The organism is Pseudomonas sp. NFX224, from assembly GCF_048565165.1.
Lineage (GTDB): Bacteria > Pseudomonadota > Gammaproteobacteria > Pseudomonadales > Pseudomonadaceae > Aquipseudomonas.
In genome coordinates this window covers 4,686,075-4,708,015 of the sequence record NZ_CP183416.1, presented here as the reverse complement: position 1 = coordinate 4,708,015, position 21,941 = coordinate 4,686,075, and the positions used below count along the sequence as shown (strand labels likewise).

General features: G+C 59.1%; 20 protein-coding genes. 2 read left to right on the top strand and 18 right to left on the bottom strand.

Going from position 1 to position 21,941, the window contains the following annotated elements:
* Positions 1 to 17: 17 nt before the first annotated feature.
* The 13 genes from phnE to ccmA form a co-directional block, all read right to left on the bottom strand.
* The gene (phnE, locus tag ACNYC6_RS21545; RefSeq protein WP_419709063.1) at positions 18 to 800 is read right to left on the bottom strand and encodes a phosphonate ABC transporter, permease protein PhnE; all 783 of its coding nucleotides are present in this window, start codon (positions 798 to 800) and stop codon (positions 18 to 20) included.
* Positions 801 to 967: 167 nt separating this feature from the next.
* Positions 968 to 1,978, bottom strand: coding sequence for a phosphonate ABC transporter substrate-binding protein (gene phnD / locus ACNYC6_RS21540; protein WP_419709062.1), 1,011 nt, complete (start codon positions 1,976 to 1,978; stop codon positions 968 to 970).
* 44 nt (positions 1,979 to 2,022) lie between these two features.
* Positions 2,023 to 2,856, bottom strand: a complete 834-nt coding sequence (gene phnC, locus ACNYC6_RS21535; RefSeq protein ID WP_419709061.1) for a phosphonate ABC transporter ATP-binding protein — start codon at positions 2,854 to 2,856, stop codon at positions 2,023 to 2,025.
* Between the two features lie 1,145 nt (positions 2,857 to 4,001).
* The gene (locus tag ACNYC6_RS21530) at positions 4,002 to 4,412 is read right to left on the bottom strand and encodes a hypothetical protein (protein ID WP_419709060.1); all 411 of its coding nucleotides are present in this window, start codon (positions 4,410 to 4,412) and stop codon (positions 4,002 to 4,004) included.
* 14 nt (positions 4,413 to 4,426) lie between these two features.
* Complete coding sequence (gene ccmI / locus ACNYC6_RS21525; protein WP_419709059.1) at positions 4,427 to 5,629, bottom strand: c-type cytochrome biogenesis protein CcmI; 1,203 nt, start codon at positions 5,627 to 5,629, stop codon at positions 4,427 to 4,429.
* Complete coding sequence (locus tag ACNYC6_RS21520; protein ID WP_419709058.1) at positions 5,626 to 6,096, bottom strand: cytochrome c-type biogenesis protein; 471 nt, start codon at positions 6,094 to 6,096, stop codon at positions 5,626 to 5,628. The genes ccmI and ACNYC6_RS21520 overlap by 4 nt, the downstream gene beginning before the upstream one ends.
* Positions 6,093 to 6,629 (bottom strand): DsbE family thiol:disulfide interchange protein, encoded by a 537-nt coding sequence (locus ACNYC6_RS21515; protein WP_338582361.1) that lies wholly within the window; start codon positions 6,627 to 6,629, stop codon positions 6,093 to 6,095. The genes ACNYC6_RS21520 and ACNYC6_RS21515 overlap by 4 nt, the downstream gene beginning before the upstream one ends.
* Complete coding sequence (locus tag ACNYC6_RS21510) at positions 6,626 to 8,614, bottom strand: heme lyase CcmF/NrfE family subunit (protein WP_419709057.1); 1,989 nt, start codon at positions 8,612 to 8,614, stop codon at positions 6,626 to 6,628. Before ACNYC6_RS21510 ends, ACNYC6_RS21515 begins: the two co-directional genes overlap by 4 nt.
* Before the next feature lie 3 nt (positions 8,615 to 8,617).
* Positions 8,618 to 9,073: a cytochrome c maturation protein CcmE gene (gene ccmE, locus ACNYC6_RS21505; RefSeq protein ID WP_008052305.1), complete on the bottom strand. Its 456-nt coding sequence runs from the start codon at positions 9,071 to 9,073 to the stop codon at positions 8,618 to 8,620.
* Positions 9,070 to 9,246, bottom strand: coding sequence for a heme exporter protein CcmD (gene ccmD / locus ACNYC6_RS21500; RefSeq protein WP_008055370.1), 177 nt, complete (start codon positions 9,244 to 9,246; stop codon positions 9,070 to 9,072). Before ccmD ends, ccmE begins: the two co-directional genes overlap by 4 nt.
* Positions 9,243 to 9,998 carry a heme ABC transporter permease gene (locus tag ACNYC6_RS21495; RefSeq protein WP_419709056.1) on the bottom strand — a complete coding sequence of 252 codons (756 nt, stop codon included), beginning with the start codon at positions 9,996 to 9,998 and terminating at the stop codon, positions 9,243 to 9,245. The genes ccmD and ACNYC6_RS21495 overlap by 4 nt, the downstream gene beginning before the upstream one ends.
* Before the next feature lie 78 nt (positions 9,999 to 10,076).
* Complete coding sequence (gene ccmB, locus ACNYC6_RS21490) at positions 10,077 to 10,745, bottom strand: heme exporter protein CcmB (protein ID WP_007980754.1); 669 nt, start codon at positions 10,743 to 10,745, stop codon at positions 10,077 to 10,079.
* A complete protein-coding gene (ccmA, locus tag ACNYC6_RS21485) occupies positions 10,742 to 11,377 on the bottom strand; it encodes a cytochrome c biogenesis heme-transporting ATPase CcmA (RefSeq protein ID WP_419709055.1) in 636 nt (211 codons plus the stop codon). The genes ccmB and ccmA overlap by 4 nt, the downstream gene beginning before the upstream one ends.
* A gap of 198 nt (positions 11,378 to 11,575) precedes the next feature.
* Here ccmA and ACNYC6_RS21480 point away from each other — a divergent pair, with 198 nt between their 5' ends.
* On the top strand, positions 11,576 to 13,150 hold the full coding sequence (locus ACNYC6_RS21480; RefSeq protein ID WP_419709054.1) for a flagellar hook-length control protein FliK: 1,575 nt from the start codon (positions 11,576 to 11,578) through the stop codon (positions 13,148 to 13,150).
* Positions 13,147 to 13,476, top strand: coding sequence for an EscU/YscU/HrcU family type III secretion system export apparatus switch protein (locus tag ACNYC6_RS21475; RefSeq protein WP_419709053.1), 330 nt, complete (start codon positions 13,147 to 13,149; stop codon positions 13,474 to 13,476). Before ACNYC6_RS21480 ends, ACNYC6_RS21475 begins: the two co-directional genes overlap by 4 nt.
* A gap of 265 nt (positions 13,477 to 13,741) precedes the next feature.
* On the opposite strand, the gene ACNYC6_RS21470 is transcribed toward ACNYC6_RS21475, so the two are convergent.
* From ACNYC6_RS21470 to ACNYC6_RS21450, 5 genes are all read right to left on the bottom strand, one after another.
* The gene (locus ACNYC6_RS21470; RefSeq protein ID WP_419709052.1) at positions 13,742 to 14,806 is read right to left on the bottom strand and encodes a DUF6396 domain-containing protein; all 1,065 of its coding nucleotides are present in this window, start codon (positions 14,804 to 14,806) and stop codon (positions 13,742 to 13,744) included.
* Between the two features lie 80 nt (positions 14,807 to 14,886).
* Positions 14,887 to 15,951, bottom strand: coding sequence for a DUF6396 domain-containing protein (locus tag ACNYC6_RS21465; protein ID WP_419709051.1), 1,065 nt, complete (start codon positions 15,949 to 15,951; stop codon positions 14,887 to 14,889).
* Between the two features lie 83 nt (positions 15,952 to 16,034).
* Positions 16,035 to 17,066 carry a DUF6396 domain-containing protein gene (locus ACNYC6_RS21460; protein WP_419709050.1) on the bottom strand — a complete coding sequence of 344 codons (1,032 nt, stop codon included), beginning with the start codon at positions 17,064 to 17,066 and terminating at the stop codon, positions 16,035 to 16,037.
* Between the two features lie 3 nt (positions 17,067 to 17,069).
* Complete coding sequence (locus ACNYC6_RS21455) at positions 17,070 to 19,031, bottom strand: phospholipase D-like domain-containing protein (RefSeq protein ID WP_419709049.1); 1,962 nt, start codon at positions 19,029 to 19,031, stop codon at positions 17,070 to 17,072.
* 2 nt (positions 19,032 to 19,033) lie between these two features.
* On the bottom strand, positions 19,034 to 21,910 hold the full coding sequence (locus ACNYC6_RS21450) for a type VI secretion system Vgr family protein (protein WP_419709048.1): 2,877 nt from the start codon (positions 21,908 to 21,910) through the stop codon (positions 19,034 to 19,036).
* Positions 21,911 to 21,941: the final 31 nt, after the last annotated feature.

The window sequence follows — 21,941 nt, the reverse complement described above, 5'->3', positions numbered from 1 at the left end:
AGGCACCCCTCCGAAAATCAGATGAACTGCTTGCGCAGACGTTGCGAGAGGATGTCGATCAGGCTGACGACGACGATGATCACCAGCAGAACGGCGCAGGTCTGAACGAACTGAAAGGCGCGGATGTTCTCCCACAGAATCACCCCGATCCCGCCTGCACCGACCATCCCCACCACCGTCGCCGAGCGCACGTTGGCTTCAAAACGGTAGAGCGCATACGAAACCCATAGCGGCATCACCTGCGGGATCACGCCGTAGATCACCTCTTGCAAGGCACTGGCACCGGTAGCGCGCACGCCTTCGACCGGGCCTGGATCAATCGCTTCCACCGCCTCAGCGAACAGCTTGGCGAGTACGCCGGTGGTGCTGATCCACAGTGCCAGAACACCGGCAAACGGCCCCAGGCCGACGGCCACCACAAACAACATCGCGAAGACCATTTCGTTGATCGAACGGAAGGCATCCATCACCCGGCGCAGCGGCTGGTGAATCCACCAAGGCGTGATGTTTTCCGAACAGAGAATGCCCAGCGGCACCGAGCAGACAATCGCCAGCACCGTGCCCCACAAGGCGATTTGTACGGTGACGATCATTTCCTTGAGGTACGAGCGCCATTCATGGAAGTCCGGAGGGAAGAAGTCCGCGGCGAAGGTCGCCATGTTTCCCGAGTCGCGATACAGCGCCATCGGATTCATTTCGGCGCCGTGCCAGGCCCAGGCCAGCAGGACCAGGAACAGGCCCCAACCGGTGTACTGCGGCCAGGTACGCTTGCCGACAGCTTCAGCGTGCAGAGTGGTCATGAGGGTTCTCTAAAAAACGTTTCAAGAGGCGTGACACATCGTTAATGCCTGATGCAAAACCTTGTGGGAGCGAGCCTGCTCGCGATGGCGCTGAATCAGTCAACCTCTCTGTTGAAGGTGCCGACGTCATCGCGAGCAGGCTCGCTCCCACATTTCCGCGCCATGAATCAACCGGCGTTGGCGGTCTTTTTGTCGCTCTTCTCGAGCAAAGTGATGCGCTCTTGCAGCTTGGCCAGTTCGGCGTCGATGTCGGCCAGTTTCTTGGCCTTGTCAGCGGCTTCAAGCTTGGTGTCGGCGCTGATCGTGGTGCGTTGTTTGAACAGTTCGAGCTGACGGATCGGCAGCAACTGGTCGTCGCTGGACTTCAGGAACTTGCCCAACTGCATACCCTTGAGCACCGCTTTCTCTTCGTCGGTGTCGCCGTAGCTGAAGATGAAATCGCGGATCTTGGTTTTCTCGCTGTCACTCAGTGCCTTGCTCCACACCAGCGGGTCGGCGGGGATCAGCGGCGACTTCCAGATCACTTTCAGCAGCGCGGCTTTATCAGGCTGGGTGACTTCCAGGCGATCCCAACTTTCGGTGTTGAACGTCGCGACATCCAGTTGCCCCTTGGCCACGCTCAACGCGTTGACTTCATGGCTGGAGTTCAGCGTGCGCTTGAACGCAGTGGCGGCATCGACGTGGTTCTTGGCGAACACGTAATAGCCCGGCACCAGGTAGCCGGAGGTGGAGTTCGGATCGCCGTTACCGAAGGTCAGGTTTTTGGCGTTTTTCAGCATGTCGTCAACCGAGTTGATCGGGCTGTCCTTGCGCGCGATCAACACGCTCCAGTAACCGGCGGCGCCGCTGGCGGCGGCGGTCTGGGCGAAGATTTCACCGTTGGAACGGTCCACGGCTTCAATGGCCGCCTTGTTGCCCAGCCAGGCGACGTCGACCTTGTTGAAGCGCATGCCCTGGATCAGGCCGGCATAGTCCGAGGCGAACGTGGCGTTGATCTTCAGGCCGGTTTGCTTGTGCATGTCATCCAGAAACGGCTGCCAGATGCTCTTGAGGTTCTGCGAGGACTCGGTGGACATGATGCCGAAGTTGATGGCTTTTTCTTCAGCCTGGGCGGTGCCCATTACGCAACTGGCGAGCAGTGCTGCGCCAGCAAAAACACGACCGATACGGTTCAACATGGAAGGGTTTCCTGAGGGTGAACGGTTGGAAAATTCGGGAGTTGTCACGCGCGCGCCATGACCAGGCGGGGCGTGGCTTCGACGGGGCGAAGCTGGTCGGAGCACATCAGGCTGGTGTCGATGTCGGCACCATACAAATCGTTGAGGAACTGACCGCTCAGCTCGGCAGCACGACCATCGAAATGGATGCGTCCGCCCTTGAGCGCTACGGCACGCGGGCAATAGCGGGTCGCGTAATCGACTTGATGCAGGGTCACCACCACGGTCTTGCCGTCGCGACGGTTGATGTCGGCAAGGATTTCCATGACCTTGCGCGCCGACTCGGGGTCGAGCGAGGCAATCGGCTCATCCGCCAGAATCACCTCGGCCTTCTGGGTCAACGCCCGGGCAATCGCCACGCGTTGCTGCTGACCGCCAGACAGGGTCGAAGCGCGCTGCGCCGCCAGATCGGCCAGGCCGACACGGTCCAGGGACTCCATCGCGAACTGTTTTTCTTCGGCGTTGAACAGGCTCAAATTGCCGCGCCAGCGGGGCATGCGCCCCAGGCAACCGAGCAGCACGTTGTCGAGTACGCTCAGGCGGTTGACCAGGTTGAACTGCTGAAAGATGTAGCCGATGTCGGCGCGCAGGCGACGCACCTTGCCATTGAGTCGTCCGCTGGCTTGCACTTCGCGGCCCAGGACCGTGACGCTGCCGCCGTTGTTTTTATCGCAACAGGCCAGGCCCGCGAGGTGGCGCAGCAAGGTGGACTTGCCGGAGCCGGACGCGCCGATCAGCGCGACCATCTCACCGGCCGCGATGGTCAGTTCGAGGTCGACCAGTGCGGTTTTACGCGCAAAGGTCTTGTTCAGATGATCGACATGGATAGCAGCGTTCATGGGCTTCTCTGTCTGGTTGAACAGCCGTCCGTGGCTGTATTGGAGTTCAACCAACTTTAGGCACCGGGCATGTCAGCCCTATGACTCGCACAAGTCACTGGAATAACTATTTGATGAAGGTTTTGTGAAAGGTTGAGCGGATGAACCTGCAGGAGTGAGCCTGCTCGGGATGGCGGCCTTATAGCCGACCGGGATTTTTGATCGAGTACATATCCATTTCTGCGCTAACGGCCGCTGGCGGTTTCGCTCTTACAGCGACTCACTTTTTCAAACACCAAAAAGTAAGCAAAAGGCTTTGCCCCGGCGTACGGCACCTCGCTGAGGCTCGGTGTTTGCCCTCGCTACGGTGTCCATCAGGGGGCATCGCCTACGGTCTGCTTCGCGACGACCTCCTCTCGATGTGTGCGGCTTCGCCGCACGGCGCTACGCGCCTAACCCCCTGATGAACACCTACGCTCGGCCTGCCGAAGGGGCAAAAGATCAAAAACAAAAGCGAGGCGGCCTACCGGCCGGCCTGGTCGTTAGTTCGTACGCATTTCCCTGTAGGAGCTGTCGAGTGCAACGAGGCTGCGATCTTTTGATTTTGTTTTTTACAAGCGAGATCAAAAGATCGCAGCCTTCGGCAGCTCCTACATTTGACGTGATGCAGCCGCGAATTCAGGTCGGCTGTCAGGCCGCCATCGCGAGCAGGCTCACTCCTACAATGGATCGGCGTACACCCAAGCTCTTCACCACTCCACAGGCCGAGCGTTAGCTCGCCTGCAGCTTTTGATCTTGATCCACCCGCCCCATCGGAAGGCTGAGTGGAGGCGTTCATCCGGGGGTGGGCGCGCAGCGCCGTGCGGCAAAGCCGCACACATCGAGAGGAGGTCGTCGCGAAGCAGACCGGAGGCGATGCCCCCGGGTGAATGCCGGAGCGAAGGAACACCGAGCTCTAGCGAGGTGCCGTACGTAAGGGGCGAGCGTTTTTTTGGTTACTTTTTTTAGGCGCTTGTAAAAAAAGTGACTCGCCGTAAGGGCGAAACCCTAAGCCGCCGTTACCGCAGGAACGGATATGTACCCGATAAAAAATCCCGGTCGGCTATAAGGCCGCCATCGCCATTCAGCACCCACAAAAAAGGCGACCCCGAAGGTCGCCTCTTGTGTCACTGGCCGAACTGCCGCCCCAATCCCCCAGGCACCCCATGAATATCCGTCTCCTCCCAAGGCCCCTTCGGACTGATCGACCGGCTCCAGCCATTATCCCAACGGTAATAAGTCCGCTGGCGATAAAAGGTATTCGGCTGGTCATCCAGCACATAGACACCCAATTTAGGATCCCAGTGACTATTACCCCCAGGCGGCGGCGCGAAACTGGCTGAGGTCCGCGGCAGCGGCTTGGCAGGCTTGGCCGGAGTGGACGGCTTGCTCGGTACGGTCGACGGCGCAGGCTTGGTACTCGGCTGCGACGGCGGAATCGGTGGCGGCGTCGGCTGCTCCACCGGCGGGCGCTGGACCGCACAAGCGCTCAGCCCTAAAACAACACTGAGCAGGGTGATACGAGCGATGGCGGTCATGGCGGTGCTTCCTGTTATTTGTCCGGGCTGTCGATAGTCAGTTTTTGCGGCGCGGTGGTGCTGCTGGCCAGAGGCTCGCTACGACCGATCCACTCGCCGGCCGTTGGTTTGCCTGCACGGGAGATGCGCGCAACCAGTTGGACTTCAGGAAAGTTCGACAGTTTCAACTGCGGCATCATCGCGTCAGCATCGCCCAGTTCAACAGTTGCCGGCAGGTCAGCCACGGTCAAACGCTTGGCGGCCAACGGCGCGGGAGGACCGTTGGTGGCGCGGGCGAAGATGAACACACTGTCACCCGGCTGGACCTTGGCTTTGAGATCCGCTGCCAGATCCACCCGGACCTTGAGCAGCGCAGTAACCTTGGTCACCGGAGCCTCGGCAACCTGACCGCCGCTGGCGACCAGTTTTTCCTTGGCACGGGTAATGCCGCCCTGCAGCGCGATTCGGGATTTGTCTTCCGGCGGCAGCTGCTCCAGCAGACGATTCCAGTAATCGATGGCGTCCTGGTAACGCTCGGCTTCGAATGCAGCGATGCCCAACAAGCCGAGGCTGGTGACTTCTTTCGGATCGGCTTTCAGCGCTTCGTCGGTCAGCGCCTGAATCTTGTCCGACCATTTCTTGCCATCGGCGAAGTACTGGGCCTGCGCCCACTGCCCCAACAGTTCAGGTTGACGACCGGCGATGTTGACGGTGCGCTCGAAGATCTTCGCCGCGTCGGCCGGACGATCCAGAGTCATGTAGGTGCGACCAAGGAAATACAGCGCTTCGGCAGAGTCCGGTTGCGCCGCGACCGCACGTTCCAGACGCTGGGTCATCTCTTCCATCGACTGTGGCGCCTGGGAGAACTCCCGGGTCAGCTCGACTTTGTCGCTGGCACCGAAATGCAGGTACAAACCCAGGCCCAACACCGGAACCAGAATCGCCGCCAGCAACGGCGCCGGTTTGCCCAGACGCGTGACGCGTGGCGCGGCCACGCCTTCGGTGTCAGCGAGCAATTCGCGGGCAGCCTCAGCGCGGCCGGCGTCCATTTGCGCGGCATCGAGTACGCCTTCTTCCTGCTGAGACTGAAGCTCAGCCACGCGCTCCTGATACAGCGCCACGTTCAGGGCAGTACGATCCTCTTCGAGCTGGGCGCGACGATTGCGCAGAACAGGGATCAACAGAAAACTCAGGGCCACCAGAAGGAGCAGACCTGCAGCGAGCCAGAAATCAATCATTCTTGGTTTTTATCCAACAGTTGATCGAGGCGCTTGCGCTCCTCGGCAGAAAGCGTGTCCGGGGTGTCAGCGCGTTGCACGCGACGACGGCGGACAATCACCGCGATGATCACAAAACCACCCAGCAGCAAGCCGGCGGGACCGAACCAGAGCAGCGCAGTCTTGGCGTTGAGGGCCGGTTTGTAGCGGACGAAATCCCCGTAGCGATCAACCATGAAGTCGATGATCTGCTGGTTGTCCTTGCCCTCGCCAAGCATGCGGAAAATCTCTTTGCGCAGGTCGGCGGCAATCGGCGCATTAGAGTCGGCGATGTCCTGGTTCTGGCACTTGGGGCAGCGCAGTTCCTTGGTCAACTCGCGAAAGCGTTCGCGATCACCCTCTTTGGCGAACTCGTAGGTGTCGATGGCGGCATGCGCCACGCCGATCATGCTTAAACCCAACACTACGGCAGCTAGCCAGCGCTTCATGGCTTGGCCTCATCGACCAGCGCCTGGTACTTGGCCGCCAGTTTTTCGCGCCAGACCTGCTCGTCGATCACACCGACGAATTTGTCGCGGATGATGCCCTTGGCGTCGATGAAGAAGGTTTCCGGCGCGCCGTACACACCGAGGTTCAGGCCCAGGGTGCCGGCATCGTCGCGGATATCCAGTTGATACGGGTTGTGGAATTCCGCCAGCCACTTCAAGGCGTCGGCGTTGACGTCCTTGTAGTTGATGCCGTAGATCACCACGCCCTTCTCGGCCAGTTTGTTCAACACCGGGTGCTCGACCCGGCAGGAAATGCACCAGGTGCCCCAGACGTTGACCAGTGCCGGTTTACCGAGGATGTCGGCCCGGGTCAGGGTCTTGTCGCCCTGCACCGCCGGCAGGGAAAACTCCGGGAACGGCTTGCCGATCATTGCCGACGGCAGCTCGGCGGGGTCCAGGTACAGACCGCGATAAAGGAACACGGCAACCACCAGAAAAATCGCCAGTGGCAACAACATCAACCAACGCTTCATGCAGTGGCTCCCGACATGCCCAGTGCTTCACGCACGCGGCTTTTCACCTTGACCCGATAACGCCGATCCAGCGCTGCCAGCAATCCGCCCAGACCGGTGAGCAAGCCCCCGAACCAGATCCAGCGCACGAACGGTTTGACGTGCACGCGCACCGCCCAGGCGCCATCGCCCAGCGGTTCGCCCAATGCGACGTAGAGGTCACGGGTGAAACCGGCGTCGATCCCGGCCTCGGTCATCACCGAATTCTGCACGGTGTAGAGGCGTTTTTCCGGGTGCAGCACGCTGACTTCCTTGCCATCGCGAATCACCCGTACGGTGCCCTTGTCGGAGGTGAAGTTCGGGCCTTCGAAGTGCTTGGCGCCTTCGAAGATGAACTGGTAGCCGCCCAGGTCCATCGACTCGCCCGGCGCCAGGCGCAGGTCGCGCTCGGCACTGTTCTGGCTCGACAGCACCACGCCGAGGGCGCAGACCGCGATGCCCAAGTGCGCAACCTGCATGCCCCAGTAACTGCGGGTCAGGGTCGGCAGGCCTTTGATCAGGCCTTTGTGGCGCGTCTTGTCGAAGATGTCACGCACACCGGCCAGTAACACCCAGGCTGCGAGCATGAAGGTCGCGATCACTGCCCAGTTGAAATCGCCATAAGCGACGCCGGCCACCACGGCCAACGCGGCACTGCCGAGTAACACCGGAGTGAGCATGCCCAGCAGCCATTTCACCGGCGTGTCTTTCCAGCGCACGATCACGCCGACTGCCATCACCAGCATCAACAACGCCATCAACGGAATGAACAGCGCGTTGAAGTATGGCGGGCCGACCGACAGCTTGGCGCCGGTCATTGCATCGAGAATCAACGGGTACAAAGTGCCCAGCAGGATCATCGACGCCGCCACCACCAGCACCAGGTTGTTGCCCAGCAACAGGGTTTCCCGCGACCAGAGGTTGAAGCCGACCTGGCTCTTGACCACCGGGGCGCGCAAAGCGAACAGCGTCAGCGAACCACCGACCACGAACAGCAGGAAAATCAGGATGAACACGCCGCGCTCGGGATCGGAGGCAAACGCGTGAACCGACGTCAGCACGCCGGAACGCACGAGGAAGGTGCCGAGCAAGCTCAACGAGAACGCGGCGATGGCCAGCAACACGGTCCAGCTCTTGAACACGCCACGTTTTTCGGTGACCGCCAACGAGTGAATCAGCGCCGTGCCCACCAACCAAGGCATGAACGAGGCGTTTTCCACCGGGTCCCAGAACCACCAGCCGCCCCAGCCGAGTTCGTAATAGGCCCACCACGAGCCAAGGGTGATGCCGATGCCGAGGAAGGCCCAGGCTACGATGGTCCATGGACGCGACCAGCGCGCCCACGCCGCATCGAGGCGACCGCCCATCAACGCCGCGATGGCGAAGGCAAACGCCACGGAGAAACCGACGTAACCCATGTACAACATTGGCGGGTGAACGATCAGGCCGATGTCTTGCAGCAACGGGTTGAGGTCGGCGCCGTCGCTCGGCATTTGCGGCAAGATGCGTTTGAACGGATTCGACGTGAGGATCAGGAACAGCAGGAAACCGGTGCTGATCATGCCCATCACCGCCAACACGCGGGCCAGCATGACTTGCGGCAACTGCCGCGAGAACACCGACACGGCGAAGGTCCAGCCGCCGAGGATCAACGCCCACAGCAGCAACGAACCTTCGTGCGCGCCCCACACGGCGCTGAACTTGTAGTACCACGGCAACGCGCTGTTGGAGTTGTTGGCGACGTAGGCCACGGAGAAATCGTCGACCATGAAGGCGTAGGTCAGGCAACCGAAGGCGAACAGCAAGAACGCGAACTGCCCCCACGCGGCCGGCTGGGCCAGGCTCATCCAGAAGCGATCACCGCGCCAGGCTCCGACCAGTGGCACCACGGCCTGCACCAGCGCGAAACACAGCGCCAGAATCATGGCCAAATGGCCCAACTCTGGAATGAAAATGCCGGAAGTCATCGATCAACCCTCCTTCGCGGGTGTTGGAGCGGACTGACCACTGTCTTTCAACGCTTTGGTCACTTCCGGCGGCATGTACTTCTCGTCGTGCTTGGCCAGCACTTCATCGGCCACCACCACGCCATCGGCGTTCAGTTTGCCCAGAGCGACAATGCCCTGCCCTTCGCGGAACAGGTCCGGAAGGATGCCGCGATAGGTGATGGTCACGGATTTGTTGAAGTCGGTAACGACGAACTTCACGTCCAGCGAGTCGCCGGAACGCTGTAAGGAACCCGCCTCGACCATGCCGCCGGCGCGGATGCGCGTGTCTTGCGGGGCCTCGCCGTTAGCGATCTGGGTCGGCGTGTAAAACAGATTGATGTTCTGCTGCAGGGCGCTCAGGGCCAGGCCTACGGCAGCGCCGACCCCGACCAGAATCGCCAGAATGATGATAAGACGCTTTTTACGCAGCGGATTCACTTGCCGTTCTCCCGGCGCAGACGACGCGCCTCTTGTTGCAGATACCGCTTGCGGGCCAGGATCGGCGCCGCCACGTTGAGGGCCAGCACCGCCAGGCAAATGCCATAGGCCGACCAGACATACAGGCCATGATGGCCCATGGCGAGGAAATCGCCGAATGAAGCAAAACTCATCGAACGACCTCCAGGCTGTTTTCCACTTCGGCTTTCACCCAACTGGCCCGCGCTTCACGCTTGAGCACTTCGAGGCGCATGCGCAGCAGCAGGACCGCACCGAAGAAACAGTAGAACCCCAGCGCCGTCAGCAACAATGGCAGCCACATTTCGGCAGGCATCGCCGGTTTTTCGGTGAGGGTAAAGGTCGCGCCCTGATGCAGCGTATTCCACCACTCCACCGAGTACTTGATGATCGGGATGTTGATCACGCCCACAATCGCCAGCACCGCGCAGGCCTTGGCCGCGCTGTCACGATTGCTGATGGCGTTGCCCAGCGCAATGAGACCGAAGTACAGGAAAAGCAGGATAAGCATGGACGTAAGGCGTGCATCCCAGACCCACCACGAGCCCCAGGTCGGTTTGCCCCAGATCGCCCCGGTGACCAGCGCCACTGCGGTCATCCAGGCACCGATGGGCGCCGCGCATTGCAGGACGACGTCGGCCAGTTTCATTTTCCACACCAGGCCGACGACACCGCACACCGCCAGCATCACGTAGATGGACTGCGCCAGCATCGCGGCCGGAACGTGGATATAGATGATGCGGAAGCTGTTGCCTTGCTGGTAGTCAGGCGGCGCGAAGGCCAGGCCCCAGACCACGCCAACGCCGATCAGCAGCAACGCCGCGACGCTCAGCCATGGCAGCATTTTGCCGCTGATGCCATAAAACCATTTGGGCGAGCCGAGCTTATGAAACCACGTCCAGTTCATTACTGTATCCATCACGGTTGCTGTGCGTTGTCACGCTCCAGCCAGGGTCTTTACTGGTTAAAAAACAACCAGACCTCATTATTCGCCGACACTGATCTTCAGGCCAGCCGCTATTGCAAAAGGTGTCAGGGTTATCGCCAAGGCGGTCAGGCTGCCAAGCCACAGGAGATAACCGGTCGCCGGCATGCCCTGGAGGGCGGCCTGCAAGGCGCCACTGCCGAGGATCAACACCGGGATGTACAACGGCAGAATCAACAACGCCAGCAACAGGCCACCGCGCTTCAAACCGACCGTCAGCGCCGCGCCCACCGCACCGAGCAGGCTCAGCACCGGTGTACCCAGCAACAACGAAAGCAGCAACACCGGCAGACAGGCGGCAGGCAAACCGAGCATCAACGCCAGCAACGGTGCGAGCAAAACCAGTGCCAGGCCGGAAAAGGCCCAGTGTGCCAGCACCTTGGCCAAAACCAGAAGAGCCAGGGGGTGCGGCGAAAGGACCCACTGTTCCAGTGATCCGTCTTCGAAATCACTGCGGAAAAGCCCGTCCAGCGAGAGCAAAACCGATAAAAGGGCTGCCACCCAGACCAGTCCCGGGGACAAGGTTTGCAACAATTGCGACTCGGGACCGACCGCCAGCGGGAACAGGGATACCACGATGGCGAAGAATACGAGTGGATTGGCCAACTCCGCAGGACGACGGAACAGCAGACGGGCTTCACGGGCGACCAACAGGCCGAAAACACTCATACGGCCCACTTCCCCAGATCAATGTCGCGATAACCGGCCGGCATCCGGCTCAGCGTGTGGTGAGTGGTCAACACCACCATGCCACCGCGTTCGCAGTGCCCTGCCAGGTGTTCTTCGAGTTGTGCCACGCCTTGCTTGTCGAGGGCGGTGAACGGCTCATCGAGAATCCACAGCGGCGGGCTGTCCAGATACAGGCGTGCCAAGGCAACGCGGCGCTGCTGGCCAGCAGACAATGTGTGGCAGGGAACGTCTTCGAAACCGCGCAATCCGACCGCCGCCAAGGCCTGCCAGATCGCTTCATGGGAGGCCGGTTGATGCAGGGCACAGAGCCAGCTCAGGTTCTCTTCCGGGGTCAGCAAGTCCTTGATCCCCGCGGCATGGCCAATCCACAACAGGTTGCGCGCGAGCTCCGTACGTTGCTCGTTCAGCGGCTGGCCGTTAAGCAACACCTCACCGGCCGTCGGATGCATCAGCCCCGACAGCAGGCGCAACAGGCTGGTCTTGCCACTGCCGTTGGGGCCGCTGATCTGCACCATTTCGCCACTGGCCAGTCTCAAATCGAGATTTTCGAAAAGCAGCCGAAGGTCTCGCTCACAGGCAAGGGCAACGGTTTGCAGGACAGGACTGGTCAAGGGTTCACGGGCCTTATACGGTTCAAGTCGGCTCTGGCGCGGCCGTTAAAGAGATGCAGAATAAATGTATTGGCGGCCCAAACCAGCGAGCTGCGTCAAATAATTGCAATGTTTTGTGCACTCTGTATACAACCGGGCGGCATTATACATGCCAGCTCCTACTCTCAAGCGTGCATTTTCCCAAGGTTGTGACCGCGTATGACAGGCGAAATGAACATCCTCCCGCTACCGCCGACCACCCCGGCGACGAGCCGTCCGCTGGCGGTCAGTGGCGAGTTGCTCAAGCTGTTGACGCCGATCGAAGGGCTGATCACCGCCGGTCAGACCGCCAAGGCCGAAGTGCTGTCGCTCAAGCAGGCGGATCAGACGTTTCAACTGTTGCTCAAGGTCACCCTCGACAGCGGCCGCCAGACCACGGTGCAGGCCACCAGCAACCAGCCATTGGCCCAAGGCACCAGCGTAGCCGTCACCCAGCCGTCGGCGGGTAATCTGGCCATCACCGTGCAACAGGCCATCGCCTCCAGCGTCGCCACCCTCACCCGCATCGACACCGCGCAACTGCCGGTCGGCACGCTGCTGCAGGGCAAAGTGCTGACTTCTCAGGTGTTGCCGCAAGTGCCGGGCCAGCCGACGGTGTTTCGTTCAATGGTCAGCCTGCTCAACACCGCGCTCAGCGGCAGCACCTTGAGCATCGACAGCGCGCAACCGTTGCGTATCGGCACCTTGCTCAGTGCGCAGGTGCAGGACACGCAGACACTGAAGTTCGTACCGCTCAGCAGCCGTCAGGAACAATTGGCCGTGACCCAGCAACTGGTCAGCCAGACCAGCCGCCAGGGCTCGCTGGACGGCTTGCTCAAACTCCTGCAAAACCTGCCACCCTCGAACCAGACCTCCAGCGATCTGCGCGCGGCCGTGGACAAATTGCTCACGGGCCTGCCGGACGTGCAACAACTGAGCACACCCAAAGGTCTGGCACTCGCACTGGCCGGCAGCGGTGCATTCCTCGAATCGAAACTGTTGAGTGGGCAAAACCCGACGCTCGCCCCGGACATGAAGGCCGATCTGCTCAAACTGATCGCACAACTGACACCAGGACTGCCCGCTAGCACCCCTCTCAGCGCGATCATCGCCGCCAACACCCTGGCCCAGGCCATGCCCAGTTTCGTGCGCAATGCGCTGGGCATGCTCGGACAGGTCAGCGCCAAACCGTCGCCGAGCAGTTTTCCGCTGCCCGAGCGCCTGTTGCAAAGCGCCGACGGAGAGGACGATCTCGAACAGCTGCTGCGCCTGGCCGCCGCGGCGGTTTCGCGCCTGCAAAGCCATCAACTGTCGAGCCTGGAGCAGACCGGCGTCACCAGTGACGGGCGTTTGATGAGCACCTGGCAACTGGAAGTGCCGATGCGCAACCTGCAAGACATCGTGCCGTTGCAGATCAAGTTCCAGCGCGAAGAAGCGCCGGACCAGGAACAAGCCCAGGAGCGCCGCGACGAGCGCGAACCGAAACCACAACTGTGGCGGGTCGAATTGGCCTTCGACATGGAGCCGTTGGGGCCGATGCAGGTCCAGGCGCAGTTGATCAAGGGCTGCCTGTCCAGTCAGCTGTGGGCCGAACGGCCGTACACCGCCAGCCTGATCGAAAGCAATCTGGCGTCATTGCGGGCACGCATGCTCGCCTCAGGCCTGAACGTCGGCGATCTCGATTGCCACCACGGCAAACCACCCCAAGGCCCGCAAACCCGCCTCGAACAACGCTGGGTCGACGAAAACGCATGAAAAACCCCAACGCCCCTCGCCAGGCCATCGCCCTCAAATACGACGGCACCCACGCCCCGACCCTCACCGCCAAGGGCGACGAAGAACTGGCGGAAGAGATTCTGCGGATCGCCCGCGACTATGAAGTGCCGATCTACGAGAACGCGGAGTTGGTGAGATTATTGGCGCGGATGGAATTGGGGGACAGCATTCCGGAAGAGCTTTATCGGACGATCGCCGAGATCATTGCATTTGCGTGGAATCTGAAAGGGAAGTTTCCGGCGGGGCAGGATCCGGATGCGCTAATGGCAGAGAAAGACGTCACTGAGCGCGGGGATGACTACTGAGGGTTCCAGGACGCGTCGCTGACAAGCCAGCTCCTGCAGAGATCAGCAACGAACACACGTCGTGTGAGCACCACAGAGCAAAGGTAGGAGCGAACCTGCTCGCGATGGAGGTATGAGCGCCGCGTTTCTTCAGGACACCCACGTCATCGTTAACGTCCATCGCGAGCAGGCTCGCTCCTACAGGTTTCCTAAGCCTGGACCAAGTCGCAGGACTGGGTCAGCCCATGACGACCATCACGTGCAGTTATTGCAGGAACAGCATTAATTAGAGCTTCCCGGCGGTTTTTGGCAGCGGCAACCCCGTCACGGGATCAAGTCCCTTTTCGGCGCTGAGTTTCTCGATCAGCTCTGCTGAGGGAATGAGGGGTACAGCCGAGTCACGCTCTCGTTTCCATTGGAAGGTACCGTCCCACTCGGGGAGAGTTGCGGGTGGGAGTGGGACGATATCATCCAGATCGGGCATTTTTGCCCCCAGATGTTCGTGTCGCGTCAGGAAGTCGCTGATCTTATTGTACCGATCGACGCGCTCGTCATCTTGCTGAACAGCCAGATAGTACAATTCATCGGACGCTGGCGGTCCTTCGAAAGCACTCGCCAGTCGACTGGCACTGCTGTCATCACCATTGCGAATTGCTAATTGGAAGCCTTGCAAAGCCTCTTGATAAAGCCGTGAGTTTTTTAAGTAAATCGAATATCTTCTTCCCGCTACGCCATTACCTTGTTCCATCGCACACTTGTACATCGCCCGCATGATATCGGCTGTATTGGGTACATAGGACAGCAGCCTGCCTATGTAATACTGGGCGTCCGGACTCCCTAAGTCAGCTGCCCGCCGAAAGTACGCTCTGGAGGCCGCGACATCCTGTTTGACGCCATAACCTAATTCCAAGTAATGCGCCATATCGTAATAAGCCCCAGGAATGCCTAGAGCAACATAGTATTCGGCTAGATCGATAACCTCTTTACTCGCGTCAGGAGAGCGGGCTTGTCCGGTTGACAGCAGAAATTGCAGATTGGTCGCTGCCTTGTAATGATCGTGCGCAGCCGCGATACGATAATAGCGGGCGATCTCGTCGTAATCCTTTTGCCCTTTACGCTTTTCCAGGTAAAGACCATACCGATAGAAAACGTCTGCATCCTGGTTCAACACCGGCAAGGAATCGCGCTCATATACGCACTTGAATTCCAGCTTACTGTAGGCAAAGTCTACCGACGCGGCATCAGACATATGCTCTTCTTTTTTTGAGCAGGCCGTGATCATCAAGAGACTGAACAATGCCAGCAGCAACCTACTCGCCCCCGCCCGATAATTTATTGAATTTCCCTGCATAACCCCACTCAAAAATTAATGAATCCTGCCATCTATTCACGCCCTCCGAACTGCCCAGCTCGCTACCCCGACGATAATGGTCAGGTATTCCCGGTGGGTTTTGGCAGCGGCAACCCCGTGGCGGGATCAAGTCCCTTTTCGGCGCTGAGTTTTTCGATCAACTCTGCTGAAGGAACGATGGGTACAGCCGAGTCACGCTCGCGTTTCCATTGGAAGGTACCGTCCCACTCGGGGAGGGTTGCAGGTGGGAGTGGGACGATGTCATCCAGATCAGGGACTTTTGCTCCGAGGTGTTCGTGTCGCGTCAGGAAGTCGGTGATTCTATTGTATCGGTCGGCGCGCTCGTCATCTTGCTGAACAGCTAGGTAGTACAGCCGATCGGAGGCTGGAGGCCCTTCGAAGGCACTCGCCAGATTTCCGGCACTGTTTGCGTCACCATTTCTAGTCGCATGTTGGTAGCCTGCCAAGGACTCTCGATACAAACCTAAGACCTTCGAATAACTTGCATACTCTCTCCCCGCCAATCTGTTGCCTTGCTCCATCGAACACTCGTACATCGCCAGCATGATTTTTGCCGTATTGGGTACATAGGACAGCAGTCTGCCTATGTAATACTGAGCGTCCGGACTCCCCAAATCGGCCGCTCGCCGAAAATAGGCTCTGGAGGCCGGGACATCCTGTTTGACGCCATAACCCAACTCCAGGTAATGCGCCATGTCGTAATAAGCCCCCGGGATACCTTGAGCAATATAAAGTTCGGCCAGATCGATGACTTCTTTACTCGCGTCAGGAGAGCGAGCTTGTCCGGTTGACAACAGGAACTGCAGATTGGTCGCGGCCTTGTAATGATCGTGAGCTGCCGCAATACGATAATAGCGGGCGATCTCGTCGTAATCTTTCTGCCCTTTACGCTTTTCTAGGTAAAGGCTATACAGGTATAGGACGTCCACATCCTGATTCAATACAGGCAACGAATCGCGCTCATATGTGCACTTAAACTCGAGCCTACTGTAGGCAAAGTCCACCGACGCGGCATCAGGCATCTGCTCTTCTTCTTTTGAACAGGCCGTGATCATCAAGAAGCTGAACAATGCCAGTAGTAGCTTAGTCGCCCCCACCCGATTATTTATTGAAGACCCTTGCATAACTTCACTCGATAATTAATGAGTTACCCATCATCGATTCACCTCTCCGAACTGCCAAACCGGATGCACCCCGACGGTAACGGTCAGGTATTCCCGGTGAGTTTTGGTAGCGGCAAGCCCGTGGCGGGATCAAGTCCCTTTTCGGCGCTGAGTTTTTCGATGAGCTCTGCTGATGGAATGATGGGTACAGCCGAGTCACGCTCGCGTTTCCATTGGAAGGTACCGTCCCACTCGGGGAGGGTCGCAGGTGGGAGTGGGACGATATCATCCAGATCGGGCATTTTTGCCCCGAGGTGTTCGTGTCGCGTCAGGAAATCGCTGATTTTATTGTATCGATCGACGCGCTCGTCATCTTGCTGTAAAGCCAGATAGTTTAGTTCATTGGAAGCAGGCGGTCCTTTGAATGCATTAGCGAGACTATATGCACTCAGATCGTCACCATTTCGGGTAGCTGTCTGGTAGCCCTGCAAAGCCTCTTGATAAAATCCTGAGTCTTGCGAGTAACTTGAGTAGTCTCTTGCTGCCAATCGATTACCTTGCTCCATCGCACACTTGTACATTGCCAATACGATATCGGCCGTATTTGGCACGTAGGTCAGAAGCCTACCTATATAGTATTGGGCCTCTGGGTTCCCCAAGTCGGCTGCACGCCGAAAGTAGGCTCTTGAGGCGGCGACATCCTGTTTTACACCATAACCCAACTCCAGGTAATGCGCCATATCGTAATAAGCCCCAGGAATGCCTAGAGAAACATAGTATTCGGCTAGATCGATGACCTCTTTACTGGCGTCAGGAGCGCGGGCTTGTCCGGTTGACAGCAGAAATTGCAGATTGGTCGCGGACTTGTAATGATCGTGTGCAGCCGCGATACGATAGTAGCGGGCTATCTCATCGTAATCCTTTTGTGCTTTACGTTTTTCCAGGTAAATGCCATACCGATAGAGGATGTCTGCATCCTGATTCAACGTCGGTAACGAATCACGCTCATATAAACACTTAAATTTCAACCTACTGTAGGCAAAATCCGTCTGCGAGGACTCGGTCATCCCTTCTTCCTTTTTTGAACAAGCCAACATGGATAAACACAACAATGAAGCAAGTACTATTTTTTTCATCACTTAGTCCCAATCTTTCCTGTCAGGACTCTCTTGTAGAAACTCAACCAATGATGCAACAGGCGAAGTTGAAGTCTTCACAGTTTCTCTTTGTAGGCTGCGCATTCTTCGCGTGTTATTTTTTTTAAGAATTTCCGTCCATTTTTTGAATATCTCAGCCATGTCAGCCCCAATGGTTTCTTCCCCCGTATGCACCCCAAACAAATGCTCCCTCAACGGCCTCGTCACCGCCGGATCTTCAATACAAATATTCAACTCACTGTCCACCTGCATACTGCGCGTATTGATGTTCGCGGAACCCAACGTGGTGAACACGTCATCGACAATCATCAACTTGCTGTGCACATACACATCCATCCAGTTTTCCGGCGGGGAATCTGGGGCCACCAGGGTACAAATGTGCACTTTCAGGCCGGGAATTTCCGTGGGGGATATGACGGCCTGGTCTTGCTGGGGAAACTCTTTTTCAAGCTGCGCGACCCTGGCGCGTGCGCGTTCCAGCTTGTCTTTCAAGGTTTCGTAATACCGAGCCGCCGCCGGGTCACGCTCGGTATCGCGCTGATCCTTGAAAATGCGCGCATTGATGGAAGCCAGGCGCTCGGCCAGCCTGGCTTGGGCAAGTTCGGCCTCTAGACCGTCGCGCCGTTCGGCCTTGGCGACACCCGGCATCAGCTCCGGGCGGCCCAGTTGCTTCAACATACGGAAAGTATTGACCGAGCCATCGCCCATGGCCTCGGTGGAGGAGTTGGTCACGACGAACAGGTACAGCGGCCCGTCTTTTTCAAGATCGCGCCCCCCGTTAAGAAGGTTTTGCACGACGCTCTTGATCTTGTCCGCCAGCGGTGGCCAGCGAAAGTACTGGTTCTCGATGTAGATGAATCGGGTCGTGTTGTTGACGGCCTTCAGGTAGACCTTCTCGATGTCGCGGATGTTTTCCTGGCTTTGGGTCCTGAGTATTTGCGCCATGACGGGAGGGCCATAGTCTGGTCGCACGCGCAGTTGTCCGGCGAAGTGTTGACGAGGGCCGAGCAGGTCGACGCGGGTTTCTTTTTTCCAGGCGGCACAGAAGTTGTCGTTCAAGAACTCAAGCACCGGACCGCTCACCCGGCTGGAAATATCCTGCCGGGGCGTTTCGCCGTTGCGTCCGAACTGCCCGTGATGTCGCACGTGGCTGTGATCATCATTGTCCCAATAGGCATCCAGCGTGTTGTGCCCCATCACGAACCCGACGGCGACCTCCGGTTGCTCGTAGTCCACCAGCACCATTTTCTGGTGGTGGCTCGGCTCGGCGACCATCGCCACCGAACTCATGACTTTGTTGGTCGTGTCGCGATCCTTGTCCAGTGCCTTCAAAGTCAGGCGCCAGGCAATTTCTGCACGATCCAGCAAGCCGAAGTCGCGGGTGACGAATTCGATGTTCTTGATGCCAAGAGAGGGATCGTTACCCCATCGCATCAGGCGAAAGAAACGCTGGCCCAGCTCGATGGGGCCGGTTTCGGCGCCCGTATAGGCCAGCCGGATCTGGCGATACCACCTCTTGTCATATTCGATTTGTGCGTCGTTGCGGTTCTGCTTGTACTTGCCGAACCAGTTGGTGACGTTGTCACCGGGCGTCGGGTTTTCCGAAGTCTGGGCGAGGCGCAACGTGTCGTACCAGCACAGGATTCGGACTTGAACGCCTTCAAGGGCTTTCTTGATCAACAGATCCCCAATGCACAGCGAACCGGTATCGCCGCGCTTGAAGTACATCGACGGCTGAAAACCCCAACAGATGATTTCCACGCTGCTTTTAGCGGCCCAGATGGCGTCATAAACCGAGCTGAAGGCGCGCTCGCCGTTCACCAGCGGCTCGAAGGTGGCGGGCACCGGGACGTATTCGGTGCACTGCACGAACCACGGCAGGTTGAGCTGGCAGGAGGTGGTCTTGCTCGTGGCGATCGGGACGGTGATCGTGGGTGTGGTCATCTTCAAGCCTCCGGCTCTGCAGTGTTCAATTGGACATAGGCCTGGCGGAACCGACTGGAACTGTCCAGCGGTGTACCACCCGGTCGAGGCTGGTGCTCATGACGGTGGAAACCCTGGTTGGCCCGCTCGGCATTGCCCGGTTCTCCCAGGTAATCGCCGCCCACCGGCACCTCGTAACTGACGCCGTTGGCCAGTTCGATGTGATAACGGCGGGTGGTGACGTGGTGGTCGACGGCAATCCGACCACTGGCGTCCATGACACCTTTTGCGGCCTGAAGCCCATCGGCAAAGAGGGTGTAAGGCATGCCCTCCCACGACTGAAAACCTGCGGCACTGCTTTTCCCGACCGCCAATGTCAGCGTTTGGCTGACCGAGCCTGTCGGCCACGCCGGGTTGTCGCGGTTGAGATGTGCCGGGCCCCTGAAGGACTTTTTCACGCCCCTTACATCAACGGTGCCGGGCGCATGGATGTCGATGTTGCCGTCCTTGATGCGGATGTAGGCGCCACCGCAGGTCAGCAGGATTTCATCCTGAGCGGCAATCTCGACCGAACGCCCGGTCGAAGTGATGCGCACGCTGTCCTGGGCGGTGAGCTCGATGGCATCGCTCTGTGCCTGTATTTCGATCTTGCCTTTGGCCGCGAACAGCCTGGCGCCCGCGGCCTTGGCGAACAGGCTGATGCTTTGAGCAACACTGGCCAGCAATGACTGGCCGCCGGCAAGGTTGATGTCTTCTCCACTCGACAAGGTCAACTGCTTGCCGCTGTGAACGTGAGTATTTTGCGGCGTCGCGGTGACGATGTCGGCAGGCGCTGAAGCGATCAACAGCGGCTTGTGAAAGCCGGCCGTGCGGCCACGGCCACCACTGTTGATCGCCGCATCGGTGTCGCCGCCATTGCGGGGTTGTCGTTGAGTACTGGTGAGGTGTTGGCCCTCACTGCCATAGTCCAACCGAGTATCGGCATCAAGTTGATCGAGGCTGTCGACACTTCCCTGCATCGGCAGGGCATTGTGCTGGCGAGCGGCCTCGGACAATGCCTTGACCCGCTCCTGGGCGTTTGTCAGTTGCGTCCGGGCTTCCTCGACATCGACCTGGCCGCCTTGCGCTTTGGTGCGTGGCCAGGTGCTGAGATACAAACCCTGCTGCGCGCGCAGGGCACCGTAGGCATCGGTGCGCAACTCAAAACCTGTGCCCCGCAGGGCGCCACGCTGATTGCCCTGCTGGTCGATCAGATAACCGAGGTTCAACTGGCTGTGGCCGTGGCTGCTGTGGATCTGGGTCCGTACCTGGCCGGTGGAGTCGTCCATCACCCATTGGTTGTAGCCAAGTCCCTTTATCTCCTGGCTCTTGTAACCGCTCATCAACCCGCTTGAGTGCCAGGCGGGCTTGTGTCCGCCATAGACCTGCCCCATCACCAGGGGGCGGTCGATGTCGTTGTCGAGGAACGTCACCACGACCTCTTCCCCCGAGCGCGGCACGTTCACGCTGCCCCAACCCTCGCCGCTGCTGGCCTGCATCATGCGCAGCCAGCATGAGCCCAGTTCGCCATCCTTGAGCAGACGGTCCCAATGAAAGCGTACGCAGATACGGTTGAGCTTGTCGGTAAAGACCTCGCGACCGCCCGGGGCCACGACGACGGCGGTCTGCGGGCCGGGGTTGGCCGGTTTGGCATGGGCAAAAGGGCTGCGATAAGCAATATCCAGACGCTGGGTCTCAAAGCGGTTCAGGTAAAAGCCTGCGTTATCCACTTCGTGCATCGACTGACGCTGCTCGGATTCGAAAAGCGCTTTCAGACTACCGGGCGGGCTTGCTCGCTGCGTGCCGACCGGCAGGTTGCTCTGGGCAAAGAACTCGACCGCGATGATCAGGAACTGGCGCTCCTTGGGCGCCTTGTATTCATACAACGGATGTTGGGTCAGCTCGAAACCATGACCCGGTTGCATCTGGCGCACGCCACCTCGCCCATGGATGCGTCTGGCAGCCGACTCGTCCTGCTCGATCTGCACTCGGCTCAGCCAGTCGCCACGGTCCGGGTTTTGCCAGGCATATTGCCCACGGTATTGATAATGCTCGAGGTCTGGTGGCGCCGAGGATGCAGGCAGCGCCGAGGTTCGGGTTATTTGTGATCGGGCATGACAGAGGTAGTCGCTGCTGCTTGATTGCACCAGGCCATTGAGCAATCGGGCTCCGGGGCTCCATTGAGTAATGCTGTCTTGCCGGTCAGCGGCCTGTTGCGTATGAAAACGCAAGGCAGATGGGTTCAAGGTCGGTAAAAACATGGCGCTGTCAGTGAAGACGATGCAGTGGCTATCAAGCGCGTGTTCCACGTACCAGAACAAACCTTCCTGTTCGCACCAGCGCTGCACGAAATGGGCATCGGTCTCGTTGAACTGGGTGACGTAGGACAGCAGCGGATATTCCCGTGACAGTTCGAAGCGGTATGCGCCACGCGCCTGGCTGTAGTGCTGGAACACCTGGGCGAGGATGTCGGGAAGGCTCACCTCCTGCCAGATCCTGCAATCGACACGGTATTCCAGCAGGCTGAACCAGGGAGCGAAGACCAGTTGCCAATCGTCCAGACCGCCATCACTTCCCAGGTAGCGCACGCTTTCCACCCAGCCATGCCTGGGGCTCAAGCTGCCGTCGTCCAGCTTGATGCTCAGTTGCACCGCCTGACCAATCAATTGCTCGGGGTCGAACACCGTCGCCTGGTTGATTACGTCAACCGTATAGCGAGGCACCCGACCCAGCCGCTCCCGGGCATGGGCTCGCAGCGCGAACAGCTCCTGCCCTTGAGGCGTCGTCAGTTGTAACAGGCGTCCGGCCTGGCTCAATGGCTGGTCTAGCGAAGCCAATGCGGTGTCTGTGATTGAATTCACCGTTCAAACTCCCTGTTTCTCAAATGCATGA

Bases quoted from the DNA above. Each gene is read 5' to 3' on its own strand.
- phnE (WP_419709063.1), bottom strand. From the start codon at position 800: ATGACCACTCTGCACGCTGAAGCTGTCGGCAAGCGTACCTGGCCGCAG.
- phnD (WP_419709062.1), bottom strand. From the start codon at position 1,978: ATGTTGAACCGTATCGGTCGTGTTTTTGCTGGCGCAGCACTGCTCGCC.
- phnC (WP_419709061.1), bottom strand. From the start codon at position 2,856: ATGAACGCTGCTATCCATGTCGATCATCTGAACAAGACCTTTGCGCGT.
- ACNYC6_RS21530 (WP_419709060.1), bottom strand. From the start codon at position 4,412: ATGACCGCCATCGCTCGTATCACCCTGCTCAGTGTTGTTTTAGGGCTG.
- ccmI (WP_419709059.1), bottom strand. From the start codon at position 5,629: ATGATTGATTTCTGGCTCGCTGCAGGTCTGCTCCTTCTGGTGGCCCTG.
- ACNYC6_RS21520 (WP_419709058.1), bottom strand. From the start codon at position 6,096: ATGAAGCGCTGGCTAGCTGCCGTAGTGTTGGGTTTAAGCATGATCGGC.
- ACNYC6_RS21515 (WP_338582361.1), bottom strand. From the start codon at position 6,629: ATGAAGCGTTGGTTGATGTTGTTGCCACTGGCGATTTTTCTGGTGGTT.
- ACNYC6_RS21510 (WP_419709057.1), bottom strand. From the start codon at position 8,614: ATGACTTCCGGCATTTTCATTCCAGAGTTGGGCCATTTGGCCATGATT.
- ccmD (WP_008055370.1), bottom strand. From the start codon at position 9,246: ATGAGTTTTGCTTCATTCGGCGATTTCCTCGCCATGGGCCATCATGGC.
- ACNYC6_RS21495 (WP_419709056.1), bottom strand. From the start codon at position 9,998: ATGAACTGGACGTGGTTTCATAAGCTCGGCTCGCCCAAATGGTTTTAT.
- ccmB (WP_007980754.1), bottom strand. From the start codon at position 10,745: ATGAGTGTTTTCGGCCTGTTGGTCGCCCGTGAAGCCCGTCTGCTGTTC.
- ACNYC6_RS21480 (WP_419709054.1), top strand. From the start codon at position 11,576: ATGACAGGCGAAATGAACATCCTCCCGCTACCGCCGACCACCCCGGCG.
- ACNYC6_RS21475 (WP_419709053.1), top strand. From the start codon at position 13,147: ATGAAAAACCCCAACGCCCCTCGCCAGGCCATCGCCCTCAAATACGAC.
- ACNYC6_RS21470 (WP_419709052.1), bottom strand. From the start codon at position 14,806: ATGCAGGGAAATTCAATAAATTATCGGGCGGGGGCGAGTAGGTTGCTG.
- ACNYC6_RS21465 (WP_419709051.1), bottom strand. From the start codon at position 15,951: ATGCAAGGGTCTTCAATAAATAATCGGGTGGGGGCGACTAAGCTACTA.
- ACNYC6_RS21460 (WP_419709050.1), bottom strand. From the start codon at position 17,066: ATGAAAAAAATAGTACTTGCTTCATTGTTGTGTTTATCCATGTTGGCT.
- ACNYC6_RS21455 (WP_419709049.1), bottom strand. From the start codon at position 19,031: ATGACCACACCCACGATCACCGTCCCGATCGCCACGAGCAAGACCACC.